The following is a 25,228-nucleotide window of genomic DNA, read 5'->3' as shown; positions in this document are numbered from 1 at the left end:
AGTTGCGCTTCATGGAAATTGAAGAATTCGGCTACAAGCAAGAGTTGAAACGTAGCCTGACGCTGACCGATCTGGTGGTGTACGGGATGATCTTCATGATCCCCATCGCCCCGTTCGGTGTGTATGGCTATGTCAACGCCGAGGCCCCGGGGATGGTGCCGCTGGCTTACATCATCGGCATGGTAGCGATGCTGTTCACCGCGCTGAGCTACGGCAGCATGGCCAAGGCCTTTCCGATTGCAGGCTCGGTGTATTCCTACGCGCAACGCGGCCTCAATCAGCATGTCGGTTTCATCGCCGGCTGGCTGATGCTGCTCGATTACCTGCTGATCCCGCCGCTGCTTTACGTTTACGCGGCGATGGCGCTCAATCATTTGTACCCTGATATCCCGAAAGTCGGCTTCATTCTGGCGTTCCTGGTCAGCGCGACCTTCGTCAACCTGCGCGGCATCACCTTCACCGCTCGGATGAACCTCATCTTCCTGCTCGCCCAACTGGTGGTGCTGGGAGTTTTCCTGTTCTACGCCTGGAATGCCCTGCACAACGGTGGCGGTAACGGTGAGCTGACCCTGGCGCCGCTGTATCACCCGGAAACCTTCAACTTCGCCCTGCTGATGCAAGCGGTGTCGATTGCGGTGCTGTCGTTCCTCGGCTTCGACGCCATCTCGACGCTCGCCGAGGAAATCAAAGGCGATCCGGGCAAAAGCGTCGGCAAAGCTGCGTTGATCACCTTGGTAGTCATGGGGGTGATTTTTGTTGCGCAAACCTGGATCGCCACTGATCTGGCGGCCGGCATGGGTTTCAAATCCGCCGACACCGCGTTCTATGAAATCGCTGAAATCGCCGCCGGCAGCTGGCTGGCAACCCTGACCGCTGTCGCGACGGCGCTGGCCTGGGGCGTGGCCGTGGCAATCACTTCGCAAGCGGCGGTGTCGCGTCTGCTGTTCGGCATGGCCCGCGACGGCAAGCTGCCGAAAGTGCTGGCCAAGGTGCATCCGAAACACAACACGCCGTATCTGAGCATTTATCTGGTGGCGGTGCTGTCGCTGGTGATCTGCTACCTGTTCATCAACTCGGTCGACACCCTGACCTCGCTGGTCAACTTCGGCGCACTCAGCGGTTTCATGCTGCTGCACCTGACAGTGATCAACTACTACTGGCGTCGGCAGAAGTCCGGCCAGGTCGTGCGTCACCTGATCTGTCCGGTGATCGGCTTCATCATCGTCGCGGCCATCATGTACAACATGGGCGTCGATGCGCAGAAACTCGGCCTGATCTGGATTGCTCTGGGCCTGGTGTACCTGTTTTTCCTCAACAAACTCGGCGCCAGCACCGCGCTGCCTGACCCGAGCAACGGCTGACAAGAAAATGAGCGGAGTCTGACAACAAATCAGGCAACCGCCGATTTATCGCGTGGAAACCGACAGTGATAGTCAGGTTCGGCGACATCGCCGAACCTTTTGATACAGGAGTACATCCATGCTGGTCTTACGCCCAGTCGAACAGACTGACCTGCCCCAGCTACAGCAATTGGCCCGCGACAGTCTGGTGGGCGTCACCTCCCTGCCGGACGACAGCGAGCGCCTGCACGCGAAAATCGCCGGTTCGTGCGCCTCGTTCGCCAGCGCGGCACAGGCTAACGGCCCGGAGAACTACTTCTTCGTGCTGGAAGATCTGGACAGCCAACGGCTGGTCGGTTGCTCGGAAATTCTGGCGACGGCCGGCTTCGACGAGCCGTTCTACAGCCTGCGCAACCGCCATTTCACTAGTGCGTCACGTGAACTGAACATTGAACACGGCGTGCCGGCACTGTCGCTGTGCCACGATCTCAGTGGCCACACACTGTTGCGTGGTTTTCACATCGATGCCGAACGGGTGCGTACGCCGTTTTCCGAATTGTTGTCCCGCGCGCGCCTGTTGTTCATCGCCGCCCATGCGCCACGCTTTGCCGAGGCGGTGATTACCGAGATCGTTGGCTACAGCGACGAGGCAGGTCATTCGCCGTTCTGGGATGCGCTGGGCAAACACTTCTTCGATCTGCCCTACGCGGAAGCCGAACGGCTGTGCGGGCTGCAGAGCCGCACGTTCCTCGCCGAACTGATGCCGCAATACCCGATCTACGTGCCGATGCTGCCGCAAGCGGCGCAAGACTGCATCGGTCGCATTCACCCGGACGGTCAGGAAGCGTTCGACATTCTCGAGCGCGAAGGTTTCGAAACCAACAGCTACATCGACCTGTTCGACGCGGGCCCGACCCTGTATGCACGCACCAGCAACATTCGTTCGATCGCGCGCAGCCAGACTGCAACGGTGCAGCAACAACCCCGGATCGATGCCCGTGGCCGTTATCTGCTGAGTAACGACGCGCTGCACGGCTTCCGGGCAATCATGGCCGAACTCGATTACCAGGCCGATCAACCGCTGTCCCTCACCCCTGCGATGTGTGCGGCGCTGAACGTGACCGATGGCAGCCCGATCCGGCTGATTGCCCTGTGAAACGCACCCGGTTCCGCAGCCAACGACAGTGCCCGAACAGGCGCGCAGAAGGAGTTACAGCATGATTGTCCGCCCGGTCAATGTCAGCGACCTGCCAGCCTTGATGGCGCTGGTGCAACAGGCCGGCCCGGGGTTCACCACCCTGCCGGCCAACGAAGAACGCCTGTCCCACCGGGTCCGCTGGGCGCAGCGGGCGTTCGCCGAACAGGTGGAACGGGCCGACGCTGACTACTTGTTTGTGCTCGAAGACGACGACATGCGCGTAGTCGGCGTCAGCGCACTGGCCGGGGCGGTCGGCCTGCGCGAGCCCTGGTACAACTATCGGGTCGGGTTGACGGTGAGTTCGGCGCCGGATCTGGGCATTCAACGGCAGATCCCGACGCTGTTTCTCAACAACGAACTGACCGGCCAATCGGAGCTGTGCTCACTGTTTCTCGGCCATGATCACCGCCACGGCAGCAACGGTCGCCTGCTGTCGCTGGGGCGTTTGCTGTTCGTTGCCGAGTTTCCGCACCTGTTCGGCGAGAAGCTGATTGCCGAACTGCGCGGCAGTGCCGATGAGCACGGTTGTTCACCGTTCTGGGACAGTCTGGGCCGGCATTTCTTTCAAATGGACTTCAGTCATGCCGACCACTTATCGGGACTTGGCAACAAATCGTTCATTGCCGAACTGATGCCGCGCCAGCCGCTGTACACCTGCCTGCTGACGGAACAGGCCCAGGCGGCGATTGGCCAAGCGCACCCGAATACCGAGTCGGCGCTGAAAATCCTTCAGGCCGAAGGTTTCTCCCACAAAGGCTACATCGACATCTTCGACGGCGGCCCGGTGATCGAAGCGCCGGTGCGCTCCATCCGCACCGTGCGCGAGAGCGTCGAACTGACTTTGAGCCTCGGCAGCCCGGACGAACAGGCGCCGCTGTGGCTGATTCACAACCGGCGCCTGGAAAACTGCCGCATCACCGTCGCCCGCGCCCGCCGGGTCGGCAGCAGCCTGGTGATCGACCGCCTCACCGCCAAGCGCCTGCAACTGCAACCGGGCAATTCGGTGCGTGCGGCGATGTTGCCCAATCAACAGCATCAGGCGGTGGCGGCCTGATTGCCGGTCCGGCCTCGCAGGGCAGCGCGATCCCTGTGGCGAGGGAGCTTGCTCCCGCAAGGTTGCAAAGCAACCGCAATCGCGATGGTCGCAGTCATTAGGGAATAATCATTGTCAGTATTTGGGGCCGCTCCGCAGCCCAGCGGGAGCAAGCTCCCTCGCCACAGGAAACTCGTCTGGAAAAGATGAATCCTTTCAGCTTAAGGTTCATCGGCAAACACCCGCCTTGCAAATTCGTCATGATCCTTGACCCATTCGCGTGATAGCCTTTTCATTCTTCGGCGTTGACACCTTTGTTCAAGCCTTTCCATTCCTTTGTATTGGTGGAACTTGTATGACCCGGCTTTCCCATCAAGATTTGCGCCGTAACTTCCGTCAACTGCTGGCCTCCGACACCTGCTACCACACGGCTTCGGTGTTCGATCCGATGTCCGCGCGCATTGCCGCAGACCTGGGTTTTGAAGTGGGGATCCTCGGTGGTTCCGTGGCCTCACTGCAGGTGCTCGGCGCCCCGGACTTTGCCCTGATCACCCTCAGCGAATTCGCCGAACAGGCCACCCGCATCGGCCGCGTCGCTCAATTGCCGGTGATCGCCGACGCCGATCACGGCTACGGCAACGCCCTCAACGTGATGCGCACTATCGTCGAACTGGAACGCGCCGGCGTCGCCGCCCTGACCATCGAAGACACCTTGCTGCCGGCGCAATTCGGCCGCAAATCCACCGACCTGATCACCGTTGCAGAAGGCGTCGGCAAGATCCGCGCGGCGCTGGAAGCCCGGGTTGATACGGAAATGGCGATCATCGCCCGTACCAATGCCGGTATTTTGCCGAATCAGGAAATCATCAGCCGCACTCGCCAGTACCAAGCGGCCGGGGCTGACGGCATTTGCATGGTCGGCATTCAGGATTTCGATCAGCTCGAGCAAATCGCCGAACACCTGACCGTGCCGCTGATGCTGGTGACTTACGGCAACCCGGCACTGCGCGACGACAAACGCCTGGCCGAACTCGGTGTACGCGTGACCATCGATGGCCATGGCGCTTACTTTGCGGCGATCAAAGCGACCTACGACAGCCTGCGCGAGCAGCGGCAGATCTTTACCCAGGCCTCCGATCTGAGCGCGACTGAACTGACGCACACCTACACCCAGCCGGAGGAATACATTCTCTGGGCCAAGGAATACATGAGCGTCAAGGAGTGATGTGTTGGCCGGGCTGACGCCATCGCGAGCAGGCTCACTCCTACAATTGATCAGTGTTGAACACACATACTGTGTGCACTGAAGATCTACTGTAGGAGTGAGCCTGCTCGCGATAGCAACAGCCGCTACACAGCTAAACCGGCGTCTTGTAAGCCTCCTCCCGCTGCAGCGCCCGCGCCTGAATCACATTCAGCATCGCACAGCCCTCGCGCATCAACAAATGCACCGCGCTGGTCACCCGCGTCAGATCACAATCGGAAATACCCTTGAGGTTGCGACTGGCAAAGGTGTCGGCCAGATCGCGCACAACCACAAACCGGTGCATCGCACAGGCGGCCATGTCGCTGAGTTCAGAATGGGTGTTGAGGAAGAGCACCGGGGATTCGGCGTCGTAGGTGTCGATGGGGAGGAAGCGGGGCATTACTTGGTCGGTCATAGAGTTCACTTACATTTCCTTAAAACGCACATTCCCTGTGGCGAGGGAGCTTGCTCCCGCTCGGCTGCGCAGCAGTCGTACATCCATTCCATGCGGTCTGCATGACACACCGGATTGAATGGTTTTGGGGCTGCTGCGCAGCCCAGCGGGAGCAAGCTCCCTCGCCACAGAAGGTTTCCATTCAGCGGTTCAGGGTGAGCTCAGGGTTTGGTGAGTTCCATAATCATCCGCGACAACAAATAAATCCGCGGCGCTACGCTCGCCACTTCGGCGTATTCCTCCGGCGTATGAATATTGCCGCCGACAATCCCGAAGCCATCCAGCGTCGGCGTGCCGACCCCGGCAGACAGACTGGCATCCGCCGCGCCCCCACTGCCCTCCTCCGTCAACTTGCGGCCAATCTCGCCATAAATCCCCTGGGCCATGGCCATCAGGCGATCCGACTCGGGCGTCTGCGGCATCGGGGGCAAGCCGCGCTGCAACGAAGTCTTGACCTCAGTCTCGGGAATCAATTTGTCCTGCGACACCCGCGCCAGGTCCTTCTCGATCCGGTCAAATTCCTCCGGCACCGCCGCGCGCACGTCAGCCTTGGCCGTGGCTTGATCGGGGATCACGTTGGTGCGGTCGCCGGCCTTGAGCACGGTGAAGTTGATGGTGGTTTTTTTCGCCTCATCGCCGAGTTTGCCCAGTTGCAGAATCTGGTGCGCCGCCTCCATCGCCGCATTGCGCCCCAGTTCCGGGGCGACGCCGGCGTGTGCGGCTTTACCCTTGACCTCGACCAGCGCCGTCGCACTGCCCTTGCGCCACACCACCAGGCCATCGGCCGGGCGGCCCGGCTCAAGGTTGAGGGTCACGTCGTGCTGTTTGGCGGTTTTCTTGATCAGGTCGGTGGCGACGTCGGAACCGGTTTCTTCGCTGGCGTCGAGCAGGAAGGTGATTTGCGCATAGTCCTTGAAGTCGAGGTTTTTCAGGACTTTCAGCGCATAGATCCCGGCAACGATGCCGCCCTTGTCATCCATCACCCCCGGACCGTAAGCGCGGCCATCCTTGATGTGGAACGGCCGCTCGGCCGCCGAACCTTCCTTGAACACCGTGTCCATGTGCGCCATCAGGAGGATTTTCGCCTTGCCGGTGCCTTTCAGCGTCGCGAGTACATGGTTGGATTTGTCCGGTGTGTTGGGCACCAGTTCGATGGTCGCGCCGAGTTTTTTCAGCTCGTCGATGGCGATGTCGCTGACTTGCTTGAGGCCCGGTTCATAACCGGAACCGGAGTCGATATTGACCAGCCGCTCCAGCAATTTCAGGGCTTCTGGTTGGTATTGCTCGGCATCGGCGAGTACTTGTTTATGCGGTTCGGCGAAGGCGTGGGCAGCCGAGAAGGCGAGAGACAGGCCGAGGCTGGCGGCCAGCAGGGAGCGAGAAAATGAGCACGTCATGAAGCGATCCTTGTTTCGCGTCGGGGGGACTTGAACCGTACCCGACATCGGCGCGCGGCTCTACACCGAATGCGACCTCTCCCTGACCACCACCGAACACCGGTAGGAGCTGCCGAAGGCTGCGATCTTTTGACTTTATTTTTTAAATCAAAAGCAAGATCAAAAGATCGCAGCCTTCGGCAGCTCCTACAGGGGATGTGTGGTGTAGCGGTCAGACCGAATCCAGCAGCGTCCGCCGGGGCTTGTCATCGCAATTGCAGATCACCCGGTTACGTCCGCTCGCCTTGGCCTCGTACAACGCCTGATCGGCATCATTGAGCCAGCGCGTCGCGTCGGCATGCGCCGGATCGTACGCCGCCAGGCCGATACTCAAGCTGACCTTCAACGCCGGGTTCTGCTCATAACCCAGAATCGCAAAACGCTCGCGCAATGCCTCCATGGCCTGCGCGGCGTTGAACAACGGCAGTTCCGGGAGAATCACGCAGAACTCATCACCGCCATAACGCCCGGCCACATCGGTCGCCCGCAGGTTTTGTTTAAGCAACTTGCTCAACTGGCGCAACACGATGTCGCCCGCAACATGGCCATAGGTGTCGTTGATCGCCTTGAAGTGATCGATGTCGATCAGCGCAATCGCCGCGCCCTGCTTCTGTCGTTTGCAACGCTGAAAAGCGATCTCCAGTTGATCCTTCCAGGCGCCGTGATTGAGTAGCCCGGTCAGGCTGTCGGTGCGGCTCAGGGCGAGCAATTCGCGTTTATGCAGGCCCAGGGTGTAAGCCTGGCGAAAGCAGATCCAGCCCAGCGCCAACGGGTACAGCAGCAGCAACGGGAAACAGGCGTACATCTGCGTAGGCGTGGTTTGCGGAATGAATGCCGGAGCAAACACCACCAGCCCGACGCCAACCCCGAGCAACTGCGCCGCAGAGCCTGCCAAGAGAAAGCGTGAACCACCGATAGCGACATTGTTCATCGCCATCATCGAAATGGTCGTGGCAGTGGGCAGCGGATTGAAATGCATGGCGGCAAGCCAAAAACCGCCGAAAAAGGCGTCGATCAACAGATTGCGGTGTTCAGCGTGATAGGGAACCCTGGCGCGACGCGCCCATTGAAACGCGAGGTGCGGCCAGACCAGGCCGTTGAAGAGCATCAGTGCCCAGACCCACAGCGGCGGATCCAGCGCATACATCGCAACGGATACACACAGCAGCCCAAGCAACAGCCCGAGGATTCGCGACGTATAAAGCCTCCTGGCTAATGAAAGTCCCTTTCCTCCCGTGTTTCCCATAAGGACCTCGATCACGCACACCGCAGGACGGATGTGTTGGGAGTCTAACAGGGAGACGTTAAATAGCCATCACCGGCCAGCGGGCTGAATAGAGCGACATCAGGGCCGCACACAGTGCAAATATTTGGCTATACATGAAAGGAGCAAAATGGAAAAACAACTATAAGAAGGAGGCCCATGCACACCTATAAAGTGTTGATCATCGGCAGTGGTTTTGGCGGTCAGTGTGCCGCAGTCAACCTGTTGAAGGCCGGGATCGACGATTTTCGCCTGCTGGAGCGAAGGGACTTCTTTGGCGGCACCTGGTGCCAGAACACCTACCCCGGCGCCGCAGTGGACGTGCCGTCGCCGCTGTATTCGCTGTCGTTCGCGCCGTACCGCTGGTCGCAGATGTTCGCCGGACAGGCCGAACTGCAGCGCTACACCGAGCATGTCATCGAGCAGTTCGGTTTGCGCGACCGCGTGGAGCTGGAGGCCAACGTCGAGCGCGTCGAGTGGGACGACATTGAAAAACGCTGGGCCGTGCACACCGCCAGCAAAGGCACCTTTTATACGCAGTTCCTGATCAATGCCACCGGGCCATTGAGCCAACCGGTTATCCCGCACTTCCCCGGCCGGGATCGCTTTCAAGGCAAGACTTTTCATACGAACAAATGGGATCACAGCTACGACTATCGCGGTAAACGCGTGGCCATCGTCGGCAGCGGTGCCAGTGCGGTGCAAGTGATTCCGGCGATTGCGCCGCAGGTCGAGCAATTGCACGTGTTTCAACGCACGCCGCATTGGGTGCTGCCCCGCGCCGATCGTCAGTTCGGGCCGTTGCAACGCTGGCTGCTTGGCCGCAAACCCGCCTACAAGCTGTTGCGCTGGCTGATTTACTGGCAATTCGAAACCCGGGTCATCGCCTTCAAATATTCGAAAGCGGCGATTCACATGGTCCAGCAGCACGCCCTGCGTTTTCTCAAACGTCAGGTGCCGGATCCGGTGCTGCGGGAAAAACTCACTCCGGACTTCACCATCGGCTGCAAACGGGTGCTGGTGTCCAGCACCTATTACCCGGCGCTGAGTCGGGCCAACGTCACCTTGCACACCCGCGAGCAAGGCATCGCGTCCATCGACGAAACCGGCATCAACACTCAGGACGGTCAGCATATCGAGGTTGATCTGATCGTCTGGTCGACCGGATACGACGCCACCGACGGGGTGATTTCCTACCCGGTCAGCGGAAAAAACGCCGTGCAACTCAAAGATGTCTGGGCGCAATACCCGCGCGCCTATCTGGGCACCAGCCTGCCGGACTTTCCCAACCTGTTTATCGTCACCGGCCCCAACACCGGCATCGGCCACACCTCGGCACTGTTCATCATCGAGTCGCAGATGAACTACATCCTCGACTGCATTCGCACCGTGCAGGCCAAAGGCCTGCGCAGCATTGAAGTGCGCCCCGAAGCGGAACGTACCTACACTGAGATGATTCATCGGGAAATGCAGCGCACGGTCTGGAAGTCCGGCGGCTGTCACAGTTGGTATCAAAGCAAGAGCGGTCATGTGATCGCGATGTTTCCCGGCTTCAGTTTCAGCTATCACCGCTTGACCCGCGCGCTGAAACCGGCCGACCACATTCTGTCCTGAACACGTAAAAGGAAGACGTCGATGCTTTTGCTGTTTGTCGCCCTCGCGGTTTTCGTGGCCTGGAGCTGGTTGAGCTATCCGGCGGTCGGCCATTGGCTGTATGACCTGAACATGGCCATCGAGGCCAAGTTGTACAAATTGCACAAAATCGAAGTGCCGATCGCCGAGATGAGCGTCTCGACCTGGCAAGGCGGGCCGTATGAAGCGGCCAGCGCGATCCTGATGCTGCACGGTTACAGCGCCGACAAAAACCTGTGGCTGCGCTTCTCCCGGCACTTCGTGCGCCAGTATCGAGTAATCATTCCGGATCTGGCCGGCCACGGTGAAACCGGCTTCAAGGCCGGCGGCGGCTACGACATCCCGCTGCAGGCCAAGCGCATGATCCAGTTGCTGGATGTCTGCGGCGTGGAGAAAGTCCATGTGATCGGCAACTCCATGGGCGGCTACATCGCCGCGTGGCTGGCGGCGACGTATCCGGAGCGGATCGCCTCGGTGGCGCTGATCGATCCGGCCGGCGTCACTGCGCCCGAGGCCAGCGACATGGAGCGCCATCTAGCGCGTGGGCATAACCCGTTTCTGATCAATTCGCGGGAAGAGTTCCAGCAGTTTTACGCCATGACCATGGCCTCGCCGCCATGGGTACCCAAACTGGTATTGGACGCCATCGCTCAGCGCTACGAACAACAACGCGATGAACTGGAAGAGATCTTCCGCGATTTTCGCGCCAGCCCGCCGATGGAGCCGAAACTCGCCGACATCAAGTGCCCGGCACTGTTGCTCTGGGGGCGCAAGGATCGGCTGATCGACGTCAGCAGCGTACCGGTATGGAGCAAGGGCATCGCCAATCTGCGTGTGGATGTCTGGGATCACGTCGGGCATATGCCGATGGTTGAACAGCCGGGGAATACTGCACGGCTGTATCGCGAATTCCTGGAATCCCAAGGATGACAATGCATCCTGTGGCGAGGGAGCTTGCTCCCGCTGGGTTGCGCAGCAGCCCCAACGCAGACACCACGGTAAATCAGGCGTATCGCGCTTGCGGGATCAGGGCCGCTTCGCGCCCCAGCGGGAGCAAGCTCCCTCGCCACGGGGAAGTATTTCAGACGCGAGAAATCGGTAGGTCGAAATGAACATTCTTTATGACGAGCGCCTCGACGGCCCGTTGCCGCAGGTCAACAAGGCTGAGTTGCTCAAGGCCCTGCAGCACGCCGTGCCGGACCTCGACATTTTATGGCGCGAGGACGAACTCAAACCCTACGAATGCGACGGCCTCTCCGCCTACCGCACCACGCCGATGCTGGTCGCCCTGCCCCGTCGACTCGAGCAGGTGCAAACCCTGCTCAAACTCTGCCATGAGAAAAACGTCCCGGTGGTTGCCCGTGGTGCCGGCACCGGGTTGTCCGGCGGCGCCTTGCCGCTGGAACAGGGCCTGCTGCTGGTGATGGCGCGCTTCAACCATATCCTGCACATCGACCCTGCCGCGCGCACTGCGCGGGTTCAGCCGGGGGTGCGCAATCTGGCGATCTCCCAGGCAGCCGCGCCGTTCGGCCTGTATTACGCGCCGGATCCGTCCTCGCAAATCGCCTGTTCGATCGGCGGCAACGTCGCCGAAAACGCTGGCGGCGTGCATTGCCTCAAATACGGCCTGACCGTGCACAACTTGCTGAAAATCGAAGTACTGACCATAGAAGGCGAGCGCCTGACCCTGGGTTCGGATGCGCTCGACTCCGCCGGTTTCGATCTGCTCGCCTTGTTCACCGGCTCCGAAGGTCTGCTGGGGATCATCACCGAAGTCACGGTGAAACTGCTGCCCAAACCCCAGGTCGCGAAAGTCTTGCTGGCCAGTTTCGACTCAGTGGAAAAGGCCGGCCGCGCCGTCGCCGAAATCATCGCGGCGGGGATCATTCCCGGCGGCCTGGAGATGATGGACAACCTCGCCATTCGCGCCGCTGAAGACTTTATCCACGCCGGTTACCCGGTCGATGCCGAGGCGATTCTGCTGTGCGAACTCGATGGCGTGGAAGCGGATGTCCACGACGATTGCCAACGGGTGCGCGAGGTGATGACCGCAGCCGGGGCCACCGAAGTGCGTCAGGCCCGCGACGAGGCCGAGCGCGTGCGTTTCTGGGCCGGGCGCAAAAATGCCTTCCCGGCCATCGGACGTTTGTCGCCCGATTACTACTGCATGGACGGCACCATTCCGCGCCGCGAATTGCCCGGTGTCCTGCAAGGCATCGCCCGTCTCGGCGACGAATACGGTTTGCGCGTGGCCAACGTATTCCATGCCGGCGACGGCAACATGCACCCGCTGATTCTGTTCGATGCCAATCAACCGGGCGAACTGCACCGTGCTGAAGCCTTGGGCGGCAAGATCCTCGAACTCTGCGTGCAGGTTGGCGGCAGCATCACCGGTGAACACGGTGTCGGCCGCGAGAAAATCAATCAGATGTGCGCACAGTTCAACAACGACGAACTGAGCCTGTTCCATGCAGTAAAAGCCGCGTTCGACCCGCAAGGCCTGCTCAACCCCGGCAAGAACATCCCGACCCTGCACCGCTGCGCCGAGTTCGGCGCCATGCACATTCACGCCGGGCAATTGCCGTTCCCGGAACTGGAGCGTTTCTGATGGCCGATGTCGACGCCGCCAGCGCCCTGCTCGATCAGGTCAACGACGCCCGGGCGAATGCCACGCCGCTGAAGATTCAGGGTGGCAACAGCAAAGCATTTCTCGGCCGCGAGGTGGCTGGTGAAGTGCTCGACACCCGTGCCCACTGCGGCATTGTGCGATACGAGCCAACCGAACTGGTGATCACGGCGCGCGCCGGCACGCCTCTGTCCGAGCTGCTCGCGGCGCTGGATGCTGCCGGACAAATGCTGCCGTGTGAGCCGCCGGCGTTCGGCGAAGGCGCGACCGTCGGCGGCATGATCGCCACGGGTTTGTCCGGGCCACGACGACCGTGGTCGGGATCGGTGCGCGACTTCGTCCTCGGCACGCGGGTCATCACTGGCCTCGGTCAGCACTTGCGTTTCGGCGGCGAAGTGATGAAGAACGTCGCCGGTTATGACCTGTCACGGCTGATGGCCGGCAGTTACGGCTGCCTCGGCGTGCTCACCGAAGTGTCGCTGAAAGTCCTGCCCAAACCGCGTCAATGCCTGAGCATTCGCCTCGACATGGAGTGCGCGCGGGCGCTGGCCAATCTTGCCGAGTGGGGTCAACAACCGTTACCGATCAGCGCCGCGTGCCACGACGGCCAGAGTCTGTACCTGCGTCTTGAGGGCGGCGAAGGCTCGGTGACGGCGGCGCATCAACGACTCGGTGGTGAGCCGCTGGATTCAGGGTTCTGGCGGGATCTGAATGAGCAACGGCTGGGTTTCTTCGATGAGGGCCGGCCGTTGTGGCGCCTGTCACTGCCGAACAATCTCGGGCCACTGGACTTGCCCGGTGAGCAGTTTATCGACTGGGCCGGCGCGCAACGCTGGCTGAAATCTGATGCGGCGCACATTCACACTCTCGCGCAGGAACTGGGCGGCCACGCCACCTGCTTCAGCCATGGCGCCAGCGAGTCGCCATTCCAGCCATTGCCCGCAACACTGCTGCGCTATCACCGGCAACTCAAGACGCAACTCGACCCGCAAGGGCTGTTTAATCCCGGGCGAATGTACGCGGAGTTCTAGCCATGCAAACCACCCTCAGCGAACAATCGCGACAATTGCCCCGCGCTGCGGAGGCGGAGAAGATTCTGCGCACCTGCGTGCACTGCGGTTTCTGCAATGCGACCTGTCCGACCTATCAGTTGCTCGGCGATGAACTTGATGGCCCGCGCGGGCGCATCTACCTGATCAAGCAAGTGCTCGAAGGCGCGCCGGCGACGGCGCAGACGCAACTGCATCTGGATCGCTGCCTGTCATGCCGCAACTGCGAAACCACCTGCCCGTCCGGCGTCGACTATCACAACCTGCTCGACATCGGCCGCGCGGTGGTCGATCACGCGGTGCCACGCCCGGCGGCGCAACGCCTGTTGCGTGAGGGCTTGCGGGCGTTGGCGCCGAATCCGGGGTTGTTCAAAGGCTTGCTGCGAGTGGGCACGACGTTTCGTCCGCTGCTGCCGCGAATGCTGGAAAGTAAACTGCCACAGCATCTGCCGCTTTCCGGTTTGCGCCCCGCCCCGCGTCATGCCCGGCAGGTGTTGTTGCTTGAAGGCTGTGTGCAACCGGGGTTGTCGCCGAATACCAATGACGCGACGGCGCGGGTACTGGATCGCTTGGGTGTCAGTGTCACCCCGGTGGCCGAGGCCGGTTGTTGCGGTGCACTGGACTATCACCTCGACGCCCAGGCCAAAGGCCTCGACCGCGCCCGGCAGAACATCGATGCCTGGTGGCCGCACCTGCAAAACGGCGCCGAAGCGATTGTGCAGACCGCCAGCGGTTGCGGCGCATTCATCAAGGATTACGGGCATTTGCTGGTAGACGATCCGGTGTATGCGGCCAAAGCCCGGGAAATCAGCGAGCGCACAGTGGATCTGGTGCAGATACTCGCGCAGGAACCGCTCGAACAGATCTGCGCTGCCAGTGAACGCAGGATCGCCGTGCATTGCCCATGCACGTTGCAGCACGCGTTGAAACTGGGCGGTGCGGTGGAAGCCGTGCTGACGCGCCTCGGTTTCAATCTCACCGGCGTGCCCGACGGCCATTTGTGCTGCGGCTCGGCGGGCACCTATTCGCTGACGCAACCGGTGCTGGCCCGGCAACTGCGCGACAATCGCCTCAATGCGCTGGAAAGCGGTCGCCCCGAGCTGATCGTCACCTCCAACGTCGGCTGTCAGAGCCATCTGGCCAGCGCCGGGCGTACGCGCGTGATGCACTGGATCGAACTGGTGGATCAGTCATTGGCAGAATGAAGTTCGTAGGATTCTTCGTTTGCCCGCGTGCGAGAAGGCTGCGATCTTTTCCCTCACCCATTCCGTGACCGTGGCAGGAATTTTTTTCATGACCGTGCAGCCTTTCGTCAGCCCCGACCTGATTCGCCAACGCTTCTCCAAAGCGATGTCCGACATGTACCGCGAAGAAGTGCCGCTGTACGGCGCGCTGATGCAACTGGTGGAACAGACCAACCGCGAAGTGCTTGCACGGCAGCCAGACATCGCCCGGCAGCTCGCCAGCACCGGCGAAATTGAACGACTGGACATGGAACGCCATGGCGCCATTCGCGTCGGCACTGCCACCGAACTGGCCACCCTCGCCCGTCTGTTTGCGGTGATGGGCATGCAACCGGTGGGTTATTACGACCTGACCCCGGCGGGCGTGCCGGTGCATTCCACAGCGTTTCGCGCGGTGCATGAACAAGCGCTGCAAGTCAGCCCGTTTCGGGTGTTCACCTCGTTGTTGCGCCTGGAGTTGATTGAAGATCCGCAGCTGCGCGCCTTTGCCGAATCGGTGCTGGCCAAGCGATCAATCTTCACCCCGGAAGCATTGCGCCTGATCGCGCAAGCTGAATCCGCAGGCGGATTGAATGAAAGCGAGGCCGAGGCATTCGTCCTACAGGCATTGGAAACCTTTCGCTGGCATCACAGCGCCACGGTTACCGCTGCGCAATACCAGACGTTGAGTGCCCAGCACCGTTTGATCGCCGACGTAGTGGCGTTCAAAGGCCCGCACATCAATCACCTGACGCCGCGCACGCTGGACATCGATAGCGTGCAGGAACAGATGCCGGCCCATGGCATCACCCCAAAAGCCGTGATCGAAGGCCCGCCGCGCCGGCAGTGCCCGATCCTGTTGCGCCAGACCAGTTTCAAGGCGCTGGAAGAGCCGATCGCCTTCACCGATCAGAACCAGACCCGTGGCAGTCACAGCGCGCGTTTCGGCGAGATCGAACAGCGCGGCGCGGCACTTACGCCCAAAGGCCGGGCGCTATACGACCGTTTGCTGAATGCCGCCCGCGATGAACTCGGCGACTTCCCCAACGAAGCCAACGCCGCACGCTACAACGCGCTGATGACTCAGCACTTTGGCGAATTTCCTGACAGTGTCGAGGGTATGCGTGAACAAGGATTGGCGTACTTTCGTTATTTCGCCACGGAAAAGGGCCTGGCGGCAGGAGGACTTGGGCAGTCGTCTCTGGAGGACTTGCTGCGTGATGGCTATGTGAAAGCTGAGCCGTTGGTGTATGAAGATTTCCTGCCGGTCAGTGCAGCGGGGATTTTTCAGTCAAACCTTGGGGATGCGGCGCAGGCGCATTACGGCGAGCACTCCAATCGGCAGGCTTTCGAGCAGGCACTGGCGCGCGCGACCATTGATGAGTTGGGGTTGTATGCCGCGACGCAGCAGCGTTCGATCGATGAGTGCCTGACACAACTTGCGCGTTGAAAAATCAAAAGATCGCAGCCTGCGGCAGCTCCTACAGGGGAAATGCATTCCAAATGTAGGAGCTGCCGAAGGCTGCGATCTTTTGATCTAAAAGCTTTAAGCTGCCGCCTAGCCAAATGAAGGCATCTGGCCATTGTGCGCAAGAAGTTGCGCACTTGATTGGCAAAGCAGACCGAAAAAACCGCTGAGAGCAGCGCCGTACGAGGCCTGCAGCCAAGTGCGCAAGAAGTTGCGCAGTACTGCGCAACTTCTTGCGCACTTTTGCTTTGGATGGCCGCTCTATTTCGCGCATTGGCGCAAAAACCCGGCTGAACACCCCAGCCCGCATGGCCGGCACAATTGTTGGCACGCTCCTTGATAACAGTCAGGCACCCACCGGGCGATTTCGCCTCCCGGGCACCTTAAATTATTCCGCAAGGAGAGCACCCCATGGCAACACCAGCGTACATGTCGGTTACCGGCGAAAAACAAGGCCTGATCACTGCAGGCGCTTTCACCGCTGACTCCGTAGGCAACACCTACCAGGAAGGCCACGAAGACCAGGTTATGGTTCAGGCTTTCACCCACGACGTGATCATCCCGCGTGACCCACAATCCGGTCAGCCAACCGGTCAGCGCGTTCACAAGCCAGTTGTGATCACCAAGGTCTACGACAAGGCTTCGCCTCTGCTGCAAGCGGCTCTGACCTCCGGCGAGCGCATGAGCGAAATCGTTATCCAGTGGTACCGTACTTCTGCTCAAGGTACTCAAGAGCACTACTACACCACCAAACTGGAAGACGCGATCATCGTCGCCATCAACAACAAAATGCACAACTGCCAGGATCCAGGCAACGCGCACTTCACCCACCTGGAAGAAGTGCAGTTCACCTACCGCAAAATCACCTGGACCCACGAAGTATCCGGTACTTCGGGTTCCGATGACTGGCGTGCTCCAGTCGTTTAATTACGGCTGATCGTTACAAGCATCGGCCAGCTCTGCTGGTCGATGTTGTTTACGCCCCTCCAGAATTTCGCGTACGTTGAGCCGCTTTGCGGTCGTCGACGAACGCCGCTGTACAGCACGAGGAACAAGGGATGTTCGCGCCGGCCAATGAAACCCACTTTGCCCTGACCATCGAAGGGCTTTCCGCCGATTTCCAGGTGTTTACCCTCACCGGTCGGGAAGCCATCAGCCAGCCTTTTGTCTTCGAGGTGGAGCTGGTCAGTGAGCAGCCGTCGCTGGACCTCGAAACCCTGCTGCACAAACCGGCCTTCCTGCAACTGTCGCCCGACGGCAGCGGCATCCATGGCCAGATCTACCGCGCCGCGCAAGGCGATTCGGGCAAACGCCTGACCCGTTATTCGGTGACCCTGCGACCGCAACTAGCGTACCTGGCGCATCGCGTCAACCAGCGTATCTTCCAGAACCTCACCGTGCCGAAAATCATCGGCATGGTCCTCGAAGAGCACGGTATCCAAAGCAACGCCTACGAATTCAAGACCGGTTCGATCTATCCCGAGCGCATCTACTGCGTGCAATACGATGAATCGGACCTGCATTTCATCCAGCGCCTGTGCGAGGAAGAAGGTATTCACTACCACTTCGAACACACGGCGACGGCGCACAAACTGGTGTTCGGCGATGACCAGACGGTGTTCCCGAAACTCAAACCTGTGGCCTATCAGCAAGACTCCGGCATGGTCGCCAGCGACCCGGTGATCAAGCGCTTCGACCTGCGCCTGGAAACCCGCACCAGCCGCACCACCCGCCGCGATTACGATTTCGAAAAACCACGCATCACCCTGGAAAGCGAACAGCGCGGCGACGCCCTGCCCGACCTCGAAGACTACGACTATCCGGGGCGTTTCATCGACCGCGAGCGCGGCAAACACCTGGCCAAACGCGCCCTCGAACGCCATCGCAGCGACTTCCAGCTCGCCGAAGGCAAGAGTGATCAGCCATTGTTGGTCAGCGGCCACTTCCTCGCCCTGACCGCGCACCCGAAAGCCAAATGGAACGACCTCTGGCTGCTCACCGAAGTCCTCCACGAAGGCAAACAGCCGCAAGTGCTCGAGGAGTCGGTGACCAGCGACACCACCGCGCTGAAAGACGACTTCCACCAGGGCTATCGCAACCGCTTCCAGGCGACCCCGTGGGACGTGCCGAACCGCCCGCCCCTGCGCCACCCGAAACCGCGCATCCTCGGCAGTCAGAGCGCCGTGGTCACCGGCCCGAAAGGCGAAGAGATCCACTGCGACCAGTACGGCCGCGTCAAAGTCCAGTTTCACTGGGACCGCGAAGGCCAGGCCGACGACAAAACCAGCTGCTGGCTGCGCGTCTCATCCGCCTGGGCCGGCGCTCAGTACGGCGGCATCGCCATCCCGCGCATCGGCATGGAAGTGCTGGTGACCTTCCTTGAAGGCGACCCCGATCAACCGCTGATCAGCGGCTGCCTGTACCACAAGGAAAACACCGTCCCCTACGAACTGCCGGCGAACAAAACCCGCAGCACCTTCAAGACCCTCAGCTCGATGGGCGGTGGCGGCTACAACGAACTGCGCATCGAAGACAAAAAAGGTCAGGAACAGATCTACCTGCACGCCCAGCGCGACTGGGACGAAAACGTCGAGCACGACCAGAAAATCCGCGTCGGCAACGAACGCCACGACACCGTCGAGCAAAACAGCTACAGCGAGTTCAAGGCCGAAGAACACCACACCGTTTACGCTGACCGCAAAGTCGAAACCCGCGCCAACGACCACCTGACCGTCGGCGTCAATCAGCACATCAAGATCGGCACCGGCCAGTTCATCGACGCCGGCCAGGAAATCCACCTCAGCAGCGGCATGAAAGTGGTGATGGAAGCCGGCGCAGAGCTGACCCTGATCGGCGGCGGCAGCTTTATCAAGATCGACGCCGGCGGCGTGACAATGAGCGGCCCGGTGATCAACATGAACTCCGGCGGCAGCCCCGGAAGCGGCACCGGCGCCGCCCCGCTGATGCCCGGCAAACTGAAACAGGCCGACGCCGACAAGGCCGGCCAGGTCCTGACCCCGGCCCAGATCAACACCCTCAAACGTAACGCGCCGTTCTGCGAAGAATGCGAAAAATGCAAGGCAGGTGCCTGTGCCATCTGATCGAATTACGCCCAAGGATTGGCTGGCGCAACAGCCGTTGCAGACTGGCGAGCGCCTGTACCTGGTCATCAGCGCGGCGAGTGATTCCGACGCGCTGAAAAACCTGTATCTCACCGAACCCACCGCCCAGCTCATCCCGATCTGGGGCGGCACGCCCTACTCCACCTGGCAACCGGTGATGCCCTACGTCACCGAGTTCAAAGCCAGTTCCGCGTTCCTGCCGTGGATCGCTGAAACCGATGCCCTCGATTGGGGGTGGTTGGCGGTGTCGCGTTCGGAGCCGAACGAAGTGTTCGAGCATCTGCGCAGCCTGACTCAGGTGAAGATGCCGGATGGGACCGAGGTGTTTTTCCGGTTTTGGGATGGGCGGCATATCTACCCGATTCTGCATGGACTGGGGGAGAAGGCTGGGGAAGTGATGCCGGTGTTTGAGCGGTATCTGATTAATGGGCAGTCGCTGGAGGTTGGGACGAGGGTTGTGCCGAAGGTGCGTGATTGGCCGTGGTGGGAAGTGCCGAAGCCGTTACTGGATGGCTTGGCCAAGGAAAATCCGACGACGCTGATCAGCAACTTGATGCAGTGGCTGGAAGAAGACCGTCCGGACATTTACACCGCTTGGCCCGAGAACAACCTGAAGCTGAAAATCAGCCGTTTCGTGCGCCGTCCGGACGCACCGAAAAACCTAAAAGAAGCACTGTTAAATCACCTGATTCTGGAGCAAGGCTGATGGATCGCGTTGCCTTTGTTGACAACCAACTGAACACCTTCAAGGACAGTCTGAAGCTGTATCAGGAACAAACCAAAACCTGGTATGCAAGGGCTGCCGACAAGGCCAGTCGCGCCGCTGACCTGCCCTCTCTGCTGGGTATGGAGCGAGTGATCAAAGTTGGCGACACCAGCAAAGCGGTGAGCATGACCGACGGTAATTTCACTTCGAACGTGGCTCAGTGCCCGCTCAAGGGACCGTTGCTGATCGAGAGTAAATTCGAGTCGGTTTACGACATTCCTATTGGCGAAATCGAAGTCGAAATCGTCGCTGTGGAAGGTGGTGCCGTCAGCAAGGTCAAACTCGACGCACAAGGCAAAGCCGCCTGGACCGGTGGCGTCCCGGGCAAGTTCTACGAGATCCGCGTTCATAACGAAGTGACACCAGCGCAGATTGATGCGCTGTTCAGCTCTTACAGCGGCGTGACAGCTGACCTGGAAGGTTTTCTGCGTAAGGAATGGGCAGGTTTCAAACCGCAATGGTCGAACCTTTCCACCTCGGGCACTGCAATGGCGATTGGCACCGGCATTCTTGAAGGTGGCTGGGAGGCCATCAAGGGTGTGTGGGATGGCATCAATCAGGTGCTCGACATCCTGCAAGACCCGGGAAAATTCAAAGATGATCTCGGTGCTGGCGCACAAAAGCTAATCGATATTGCCCAAAGCACACCGGACGTCATGAAAAAGGCCATGTTACTGGCCAGCGATGAAGCAGCATTGTTCCTGCTGGTACGTAGCGCCGTGATCTGGCTCGCAGGGTTGCCGCCAATGAAGATGGCGGGCGACATCGCGAAGATGACCACGGCAATGGTCGTCGGTATCGCCATCGACATCGTCATCGGCGTGGTATTGACCATTGCGGCTGAAGGTACCGGGGTTCTCTACCTCGCTGCCCGACTGAAGAAATACGGTGAGCTTGTCATCAACGCCGTGGTCGGTTTCGTTAAGTCGCTGTTCAAGATCATCAATGGATTTATGGAATACGTCGCGAAATACACCGCTGTTGCGGCGCGTGGTGTGACGGCCAAAGTTAGAAACGGTATTTCCGAGTTGCGTTTTGATGGGAAGCGAGTGACTACCGTCGAAACACCTAAAGCCCACCATGATGCCCCTGTACAATCCAAAACACCGGATGACAAAAGCACAACTTGCGCTAAAAAAACGTGTACCAACGGTTGCCCTGTTTCGATGGTTACAGGTGAAGAATTACTGACTCTGACCGATGGTGAACTCGGAGGTCTCGCTCCATTTAGCTGGACTCGCCTCTATCGAACCAGCGCAGCCGAAATAGATTGTGGCCTTGGTTTAGGCTGGAGCCACGCGCTGGCACAGCGAATAGAAATCACTGCCGATGAAGTAGTCTGGACTGATCATGAAAACCGGGTGATCACATTCCCGCTTCCAAGTATCCAACGCCCGGCGATTACCAATAGTCTTTCGGAAGCGGCCATTTTCATCGGTGATGATCCTTCAGAACTTATTCTCACTCAGGCCGGTGAGCATGCTCAGTTCTATCACTTCCGCTACGATCGCAAAGGCGCAACACTGATAGCCATCAGTGACAAGTACGATAATCGACTTCATATCACGCGCGACATTCACGGTCGAATCAAACGCATCGACAATGGTGCTGGTCGTGCCTTGCTGTTGCGCTATGACCGCAAACATATCGTGGCAGTCGACTACCAACAGTTCAGCCCGGCAGACAATCTGGAGGAAGCATGGAGCACCGTCCAGACAGTTGTCAGCTATGCCTATGACTCACAATATCGCCTGATCGAAGCGAAAAACGCAGCAGGAGAAGCCGAGCGTTACGCCTATAACGATCAGAACGTAATTCTTGAGCGCCAGTTAGCCGGTGGGGCCAGTTTTTACTGGGAGTGGGAAAAAGAGGGCAAGTCAGCACGCTGTGTCCGTCACTGGGCGAATTTCTCGCAGATGGATACTCACTACGTTTGGGATGATAAAGGTAGCGTTACCGTCACCAACGCTGACGGCAGCGAAGAGATCTACACCCACGACGATCAGGCTCGACTTGTTGCACAAGTAGACCCTGACGGAGCCGAAAACCTCAAGGCTTACGACGAAAAGGGACGCTTGGTTGCAGAGCAAAACCCGCTCGGCGCGATCACCGAATTCCGATACAACGAATCAGGAAGTCTTGTAGCCGTAATACCTCCAGAAGACGAACCCACAGGTTATGAATACAACAATGGATTCGTAAGCAAGATCAGTCGCGGTAAGGCAGTCTGGAAATATCAACGTAACAATCAGGGTGATATCACCCAGCAGACAGATCCTGACGGCAACACTACCCACTACAGCTATGACCGGCAGGGCCGTCTGCTGGAGATTGGCCATTGTGATGGCAGCCGTCATCAATTGGGCTGGAACAATCTCGGCCAACTACTGGAGGAGCGACTTCCAGATGGGGGTCAACGCAAGTACCGCTACGACGCACTTGGCCGACAAATTACCCGTCAGGAAGAAAGCGGAGCCATCACCCACTATCAATGGGATGATGCTAATCGCCTTGCACAGATCACTCTGCCAGGTGGAGCGACTCGAGCATTTACTTACAACGCTTATGGCCGTGTCACCGCCGAGCGCGACGAGCTCGGCCGCATCACGCGTTACGAATACGCCGACAATCTGCATCTTGTCAGCCGTCGCATCAACCCGGACGGCAGCCAATTGCGCTATCGCTATGAAAACTCACGTCTGCTGCTGACTGAAATCGAAAACGAGCGCGGCGAGCATTACCACCTCGACTACTACGCCAATGGGCTGATCCAGCAGGAGACCGGCTTCGACGGTCGCCGCACCGCTTACGAGTATGATCTTAACGGTCAATTGCTGAAAAAAACCGAATTCGGCGATGACGGCAGCGAACTGGTCACTGAGTATCAGCGCGATGCTGCTGGCCGTCTGCTGGTGAAAACCCTTGCCGATGGCGAAGAGATTCACTACAGCTACGACGCCTTGGGCCGTCTCGTAAATGTTGACGACGGCCACTGGCCGCTCGCCTACAAATACGACCTGCAAGACCGACTGATCGAAGAACACCAAGGCTGGGGCACCCTGCGCTACGAGTACGACAGCGTCGGCCAACTCACACACTGCCGCCTCCCAGACGGCAGCAAACTCGATTACCGTCACCAACCCGGCGGGCAACTCGGCAGTATCGACCTTAACGGCTCACGTCTAACCTCCCACCAGTTCAGCGCCGGTCGAGAACAACAGCGCCAACAAGGCCTGCTGCTCAGCCAATACCAGTACGACGAGCAAGGCCGCCTGCAAGCGCACAGCGTTGGTCAGCGAGACAAAAGCCTGTTCCAGCGGCGCTACAGCTACGATGCCAACGGAAACCTCAGCGGCGTAAATGACAGTCGTAAAGGCAACCGCAGCTACCACTACGACCCTCTCGACCGCCTAATCAGCGTGCGCGGCGCCACACCGGAAAGCTTCGCCCACGACCCGGCGGGCAACTTGCTCGGCCAAAGCAACGAAGGCACCGCCAACCTCGCCAACGTCAAAGGCAATCGCCTGCTGATGCAGGGTGATCGTCACTACGAGTACGACGCGTACGGCAACCTGAGTCGTGAACGTCGTGGTACCGGGCAGAAACTCGTCACCAAATATAGCTACGACTGCCAACATCGCTTAATCGGCCTTAGCCTGCCGGGTGGCAGCATTGCAACCTACAAGTACGATGCCTTCGGTCGACGTATAGAAAAAACCGTCGACGGCCACACCACTGAATTCCTGTGGCAAGGCGAAAGACTTATCGCGGAAAGCGCCGAAAATCGCTACCGCAGCTACATCTATGAACCGGGGAGTTTCCGCCCGCTAGCGATGCTCGATGGCGAAGGCCCACGCAAGGCCACACCGTTTTACTACCAACTCGACCACCTTGGCACACCGCAGGAGCTCACCGACTATAGTGGTGAAATCATGTGGTCGGCGAAGTACCGAGCCTACGGTAACCTCGCAGCGCTGGACGTCAGCGAGATCGATAACCCATTGCGCTTCCAGGGTCAGTATTTCGATAGCGAATCAGGGTTACATTACAACCGCTACCGCTACTACAATCCGGGGACTGGACGGTTTTTGACGCCGGATCCGATAAAGTTAGTCGGTGGATTGAACGGTTACCAATACGTGCCGAATCCAACGGGCTGGGTAGATCCGCTAGGTTTAAATTGTACGCCAGGACAATGTCCTGATGCCGAACCTCCCAAATGGACTGAAAATTCAGTATTTAATAAATACCCAAAGAAAACGGTCATAAGAACCTCTGGGCCAGAGGAACAAGCCGCTTTCCTACAAGAACATTTGCCTGGACTGCCTAAGGAGCAGGCTCAAATGATCCTTGAACAATCGTATAAAAAAGGAACGTCCGTTGTCATCGGCGGAAGTCGAGTAAGGGGGGACAGTCACCCTGGTAGCGACTTGGATGTTGGATTCGGAGATGTCAATGCAAATAAAGCTGGCAAAATACTTAAGGACCTTAAAAAATCATTTGAGGGAAAGGAAGGCTTTTTGTCGCTCGAAGAAACTAAAATCGCGCCCGGCAACAAAACTGCATCCATTGAAGAAATAAAATCTCCAGAAGAATTTTTCCAACGCTCAGGTAAACGTTCTGAGCAGGATCAGAAAGCAGGTGAAGCTTATAGACCATCAGGTTCAATAACGCTTAAAGAGGATGGTACGATCACGCTAATACCACCTGGAGAATTTCCATGATATTTAAATCAGCCGGCACAGAAGTCAATCTAAACACGGTCACTTACAGGAGCCTAGGCTTCGGTGAGAAATCAATTCTCGAAACAAAAAAATACGAAATGACGATAAACAACGATGAGTTCCCGGAAAAGTTCATCAACCATGCAAACTCATTTATTGCCGAATGCAAAATTGATGACTCTGAGCAAGGCTACGCTGACATTCCCGAACTAAAAAAAATAGGTTACCCAACCTTTAATGAAATTTTAAACGACCATCACAATTTGGCTGCCAGCCTTATAAAAGATTATCTTTACTTCGAGCTTTTTTACTTCCTATTCCCCAACTCAAGAGAACTTAAGGTGGTTATTAACAGCATCGAAGACATAAAATCAGATGGAAGATCAATTACAATCACGGGCGACACGTATCCAGTTCAGAAAATTTAGAAAATCAAATCTACAACTCAAAGGTGAAAAACTACAATTGCAATGACAAAAAAACCAGAAAAGGGGAGAGATTTATTTTCTACAAGCGGAAAATAAATCCGCCCCTTTTTTCGCCCCTTTTTCTGTATTATTAGAATCTTCGCCTGTATCACGCGCGAGAACTGAAGATCCTCAATGAATCACCTAGAAAAAAGAAATCGATTCGGCATTATCAGAGCA

At 58.7% G+C, this 25,228-nt stretch carries 18 protein-coding genes; 15 read left to right on the top strand and 3 right to left on the bottom strand.

Annotated features, from left to right (window positions below; genetic code table 11):
- Window positions 1-11: 11 nt before the first annotated feature.
- The 4 genes from BK670_RS04715 to BK670_RS04700 all read left to right on the top strand — a co-directional run bounded on the left by BK670_RS04715 (window position 12) and on the right by BK670_RS04700 (window position 4,796).
- On the top strand, window positions 12-1,361 hold the full coding sequence (locus tag BK670_RS04715; protein ID WP_123448814.1) for an APC family permease: 1,350 nt from the start codon (window positions 12-14) through the stop codon (window positions 1,359-1,361).
- A gap of 118 nt (window positions 1,362-1,479) precedes the next feature.
- The gene (locus BK670_RS04710; protein ID WP_123448813.1) at window positions 1,480-2,496 is read left to right on the top strand and encodes an arginine N-succinyltransferase; all 1,017 of its coding nucleotides are present in this window, start codon (window positions 1,480-1,482) and stop codon (window positions 2,494-2,496) included.
- A 61-nt stretch (window positions 2,497-2,557) separates the two neighbouring features.
- Window positions 2,558-3,592: an arginine N-succinyltransferase gene (astA, locus tag BK670_RS04705; protein WP_123448812.1), complete on the top strand. Its 1,035-nt coding sequence runs from the start codon at window positions 2,558-2,560 to the stop codon at window positions 3,590-3,592.
- Window positions 3,593-3,926: 334 nt separating this feature from the next.
- Complete coding sequence (locus BK670_RS04700; protein ID WP_007919546.1) at window positions 3,927-4,796, top strand: isocitrate lyase/PEP mutase family protein; 870 nt, start codon at window positions 3,927-3,929, stop codon at window positions 4,794-4,796.
- Between the two features lie 133 nt (window positions 4,797-4,929).
- On the opposite strand, the gene BK670_RS04695 is transcribed toward BK670_RS04700, so the two are convergent.
- From BK670_RS04695 to BK670_RS04685, 3 genes are all read right to left on the bottom strand, one after another.
- Window positions 4,930-5,232 (bottom strand): hypothetical protein, encoded by a 303-nt coding sequence (locus tag BK670_RS04695; RefSeq protein ID WP_123448811.1) that lies wholly within the window; start codon window positions 5,230-5,232, stop codon window positions 4,930-4,932.
- A 200-nt stretch (window positions 5,233-5,432) separates the two neighbouring features.
- Complete coding sequence (locus BK670_RS04690; protein ID WP_123448810.1) at window positions 5,433-6,668, bottom strand: M20/M25/M40 family metallo-hydrolase; 1,236 nt, start codon at window positions 6,666-6,668, stop codon at window positions 5,433-5,435.
- 211 nt (window positions 6,669-6,879) lie between these two features.
- Window positions 6,880-7,953, bottom strand: a complete 1,074-nt coding sequence (locus BK670_RS04685) for a diguanylate cyclase (RefSeq protein ID WP_123448809.1) — start codon at window positions 7,951-7,953, stop codon at window positions 6,880-6,882.
- A 177-nt stretch (window positions 7,954-8,130) separates the two neighbouring features.
- Here BK670_RS04685 and BK670_RS04680 point away from each other — a divergent pair, with 177 nt between their 5' ends.
- The 11 genes from BK670_RS04680 to BK670_RS04630 all read left to right on the top strand — a co-directional run bounded on the left by BK670_RS04680 (window position 8,131) and on the right by BK670_RS04630 (window position 25,009).
- Window positions 8,131-9,585: a flavin-containing monooxygenase gene (locus BK670_RS04680; RefSeq protein ID WP_123448808.1), complete on the top strand. Its 1,455-nt coding sequence runs from the start codon at window positions 8,131-8,133 to the stop codon at window positions 9,583-9,585.
- 21 nt (window positions 9,586-9,606) lie between these two features.
- Complete coding sequence (locus tag BK670_RS04675; RefSeq protein WP_123448807.1) at window positions 9,607-10,533, top strand: alpha/beta fold hydrolase; 927 nt, start codon at window positions 9,607-9,609, stop codon at window positions 10,531-10,533.
- 178 nt (window positions 10,534-10,711) lie between these two features.
- Window positions 10,712-12,211 (top strand): glycolate oxidase subunit GlcD, encoded by a 1,500-nt coding sequence (gene glcD / locus BK670_RS04670; protein WP_123448806.1) that lies wholly within the window; start codon window positions 10,712-10,714, stop codon window positions 12,209-12,211.
- A complete protein-coding gene (gene glcE, locus BK670_RS04665) occupies window positions 12,211-13,260 on the top strand; it encodes a glycolate oxidase subunit GlcE (RefSeq protein WP_123448805.1) in 1,050 nt (349 codons plus the stop codon). Before glcD ends, glcE begins: the two co-directional genes overlap by 1 nt.
- 2 nt (window positions 13,261-13,262) lie before the next feature.
- Complete coding sequence (gene glcF / locus BK670_RS04660; protein WP_123448804.1) at window positions 13,263-14,483, top strand: glycolate oxidase subunit GlcF; 1,221 nt, start codon at window positions 13,263-13,265, stop codon at window positions 14,481-14,483.
- Between the two features lie 88 nt (window positions 14,484-14,571).
- Complete coding sequence (gene hglS, locus BK670_RS04655; protein ID WP_123448803.1) at window positions 14,572-15,951, top strand: 2-oxoadipate dioxygenase/decarboxylase HglS; 1,380 nt, start codon at window positions 14,572-14,574, stop codon at window positions 15,949-15,951.
- 429 nt (window positions 15,952-16,380) lie between these two features.
- Window positions 16,381-16,896 (top strand): Hcp family type VI secretion system effector, encoded by a 516-nt coding sequence (locus BK670_RS04650; protein WP_007949952.1) that lies wholly within the window; start codon window positions 16,381-16,383, stop codon window positions 16,894-16,896.
- 131 nt (window positions 16,897-17,027) lie between these two features.
- On the top strand, window positions 17,028-19,070 hold the full coding sequence (locus BK670_RS04645; RefSeq protein ID WP_123448802.1) for a type VI secretion system Vgr family protein: 2,043 nt from the start codon (window positions 17,028-17,030) through the stop codon (window positions 19,068-19,070).
- A complete protein-coding gene (locus BK670_RS04640; RefSeq protein ID WP_123448801.1) occupies window positions 19,060-19,797 on the top strand; it encodes a DUF4123 domain-containing protein in 738 nt (245 codons plus the stop codon). Before BK670_RS04645 ends, BK670_RS04640 begins: the two co-directional genes overlap by 11 nt.
- Window positions 19,797-24,581, top strand: a complete 4,785-nt coding sequence (locus BK670_RS04635; protein ID WP_123448800.1) for an RHS repeat-associated core domain-containing protein — start codon at window positions 19,797-19,799, stop codon at window positions 24,579-24,581. Before BK670_RS04640 ends, BK670_RS04635 begins: the two co-directional genes overlap by 1 nt.
- Window positions 24,578-25,009, top strand: coding sequence for a hypothetical protein (locus BK670_RS04630; protein WP_123448799.1), 432 nt, complete (start codon window positions 24,578-24,580; stop codon window positions 25,007-25,009). Before BK670_RS04635 ends, BK670_RS04630 begins: the two co-directional genes overlap by 4 nt.
- Window positions 25,010-25,228 lie beyond the last annotated feature (219 nt).

The organism is Pseudomonas fluorescens (assembly GCF_003732425.1).
Classification (GTDB): Bacteria; Pseudomonadota; Gammaproteobacteria; order Pseudomonadales; family Pseudomonadaceae; genus Aquipseudomonas; species Aquipseudomonas fluorescens_BE.
The sequence above is the reverse complement of the archived record's forward strand: the minus strand, read 5'-3'. Positions and strand labels throughout refer to the sequence as shown.

Bases quoted from the DNA above. Each gene is read 5' to 3' on its own strand.
- BK670_RS04645 (WP_123448802.1), top strand. From the start codon at position 17,028: ATGTTCGCGCCGGCCAATGAAACCCACTTTGCCCTGACCATCGAAGGG.
- glcF (WP_123448804.1), top strand. From the start codon at position 13,263: ATGCAAACCACCCTCAGCGAACAATCGCGACAATTGCCCCGCGCTGCG.
- BK670_RS04700 (WP_007919546.1), top strand. From the start codon at position 3,927: ATGACCCGGCTTTCCCATCAAGATTTGCGCCGTAACTTCCGTCAACTG.
- BK670_RS04630 (WP_123448799.1), top strand. From the start codon at position 24,578: ATGATATTTAAATCAGCCGGCACAGAAGTCAATCTAAACACGGTCACT.
- astA (WP_123448812.1), top strand. From the start codon at position 2,558: ATGATTGTCCGCCCGGTCAATGTCAGCGACCTGCCAGCCTTGATGGCG.
- BK670_RS04690 (WP_123448810.1), bottom strand. From the start codon at position 6,668: ATGACGTGCTCATTTTCTCGCTCCCTGCTGGCCGCCAGCCTCGGCCTG.
- BK670_RS04650 (WP_007949952.1), top strand. From the start codon at position 16,381: ATGGCAACACCAGCGTACATGTCGGTTACCGGCGAAAAACAAGGCCTG.
- BK670_RS04685 (WP_123448809.1), bottom strand. From the start codon at position 7,953: ATGGGAAACACGGGAGGAAAGGGACTTTCATTAGCCAGGAGGCTTTAT.
- BK670_RS04695 (WP_123448811.1), bottom strand. From the start codon at position 5,232: ATGACCGACCAAGTAATGCCCCGCTTCCTCCCCATCGACACCTACGAC.
- BK670_RS04675 (WP_123448807.1), top strand. From the start codon at position 9,607: ATGCTTTTGCTGTTTGTCGCCCTCGCGGTTTTCGTGGCCTGGAGCTGG.
- glcD (WP_123448806.1), top strand. From the start codon at position 10,712: ATGAACATTCTTTATGACGAGCGCCTCGACGGCCCGTTGCCGCAGGTC.
- BK670_RS04680 (WP_123448808.1), top strand. From the start codon at position 8,131: ATGCACACCTATAAAGTGTTGATCATCGGCAGTGGTTTTGGCGGTCAG.
- BK670_RS04710 (WP_123448813.1), top strand. From the start codon at position 1,480: ATGCTGGTCTTACGCCCAGTCGAACAGACTGACCTGCCCCAGCTACAG.
- glcE (WP_123448805.1), top strand. From the start codon at position 12,211: ATGGCCGATGTCGACGCCGCCAGCGCCCTGCTCGATCAGGTCAACGAC.
- hglS (WP_123448803.1), top strand. From the start codon at position 14,572: ATGACCGTGCAGCCTTTCGTCAGCCCCGACCTGATTCGCCAACGCTTC.
- BK670_RS04635 (WP_123448800.1), top strand. From the start codon at position 19,797: ATGGATCGCGTTGCCTTTGTTGACAACCAACTGAACACCTTCAAGGAC.
- BK670_RS04715 (WP_123448814.1), top strand. From the start codon at position 12: ATGGAAATTGAAGAATTCGGCTACAAGCAAGAGTTGAAACGTAGCCTG.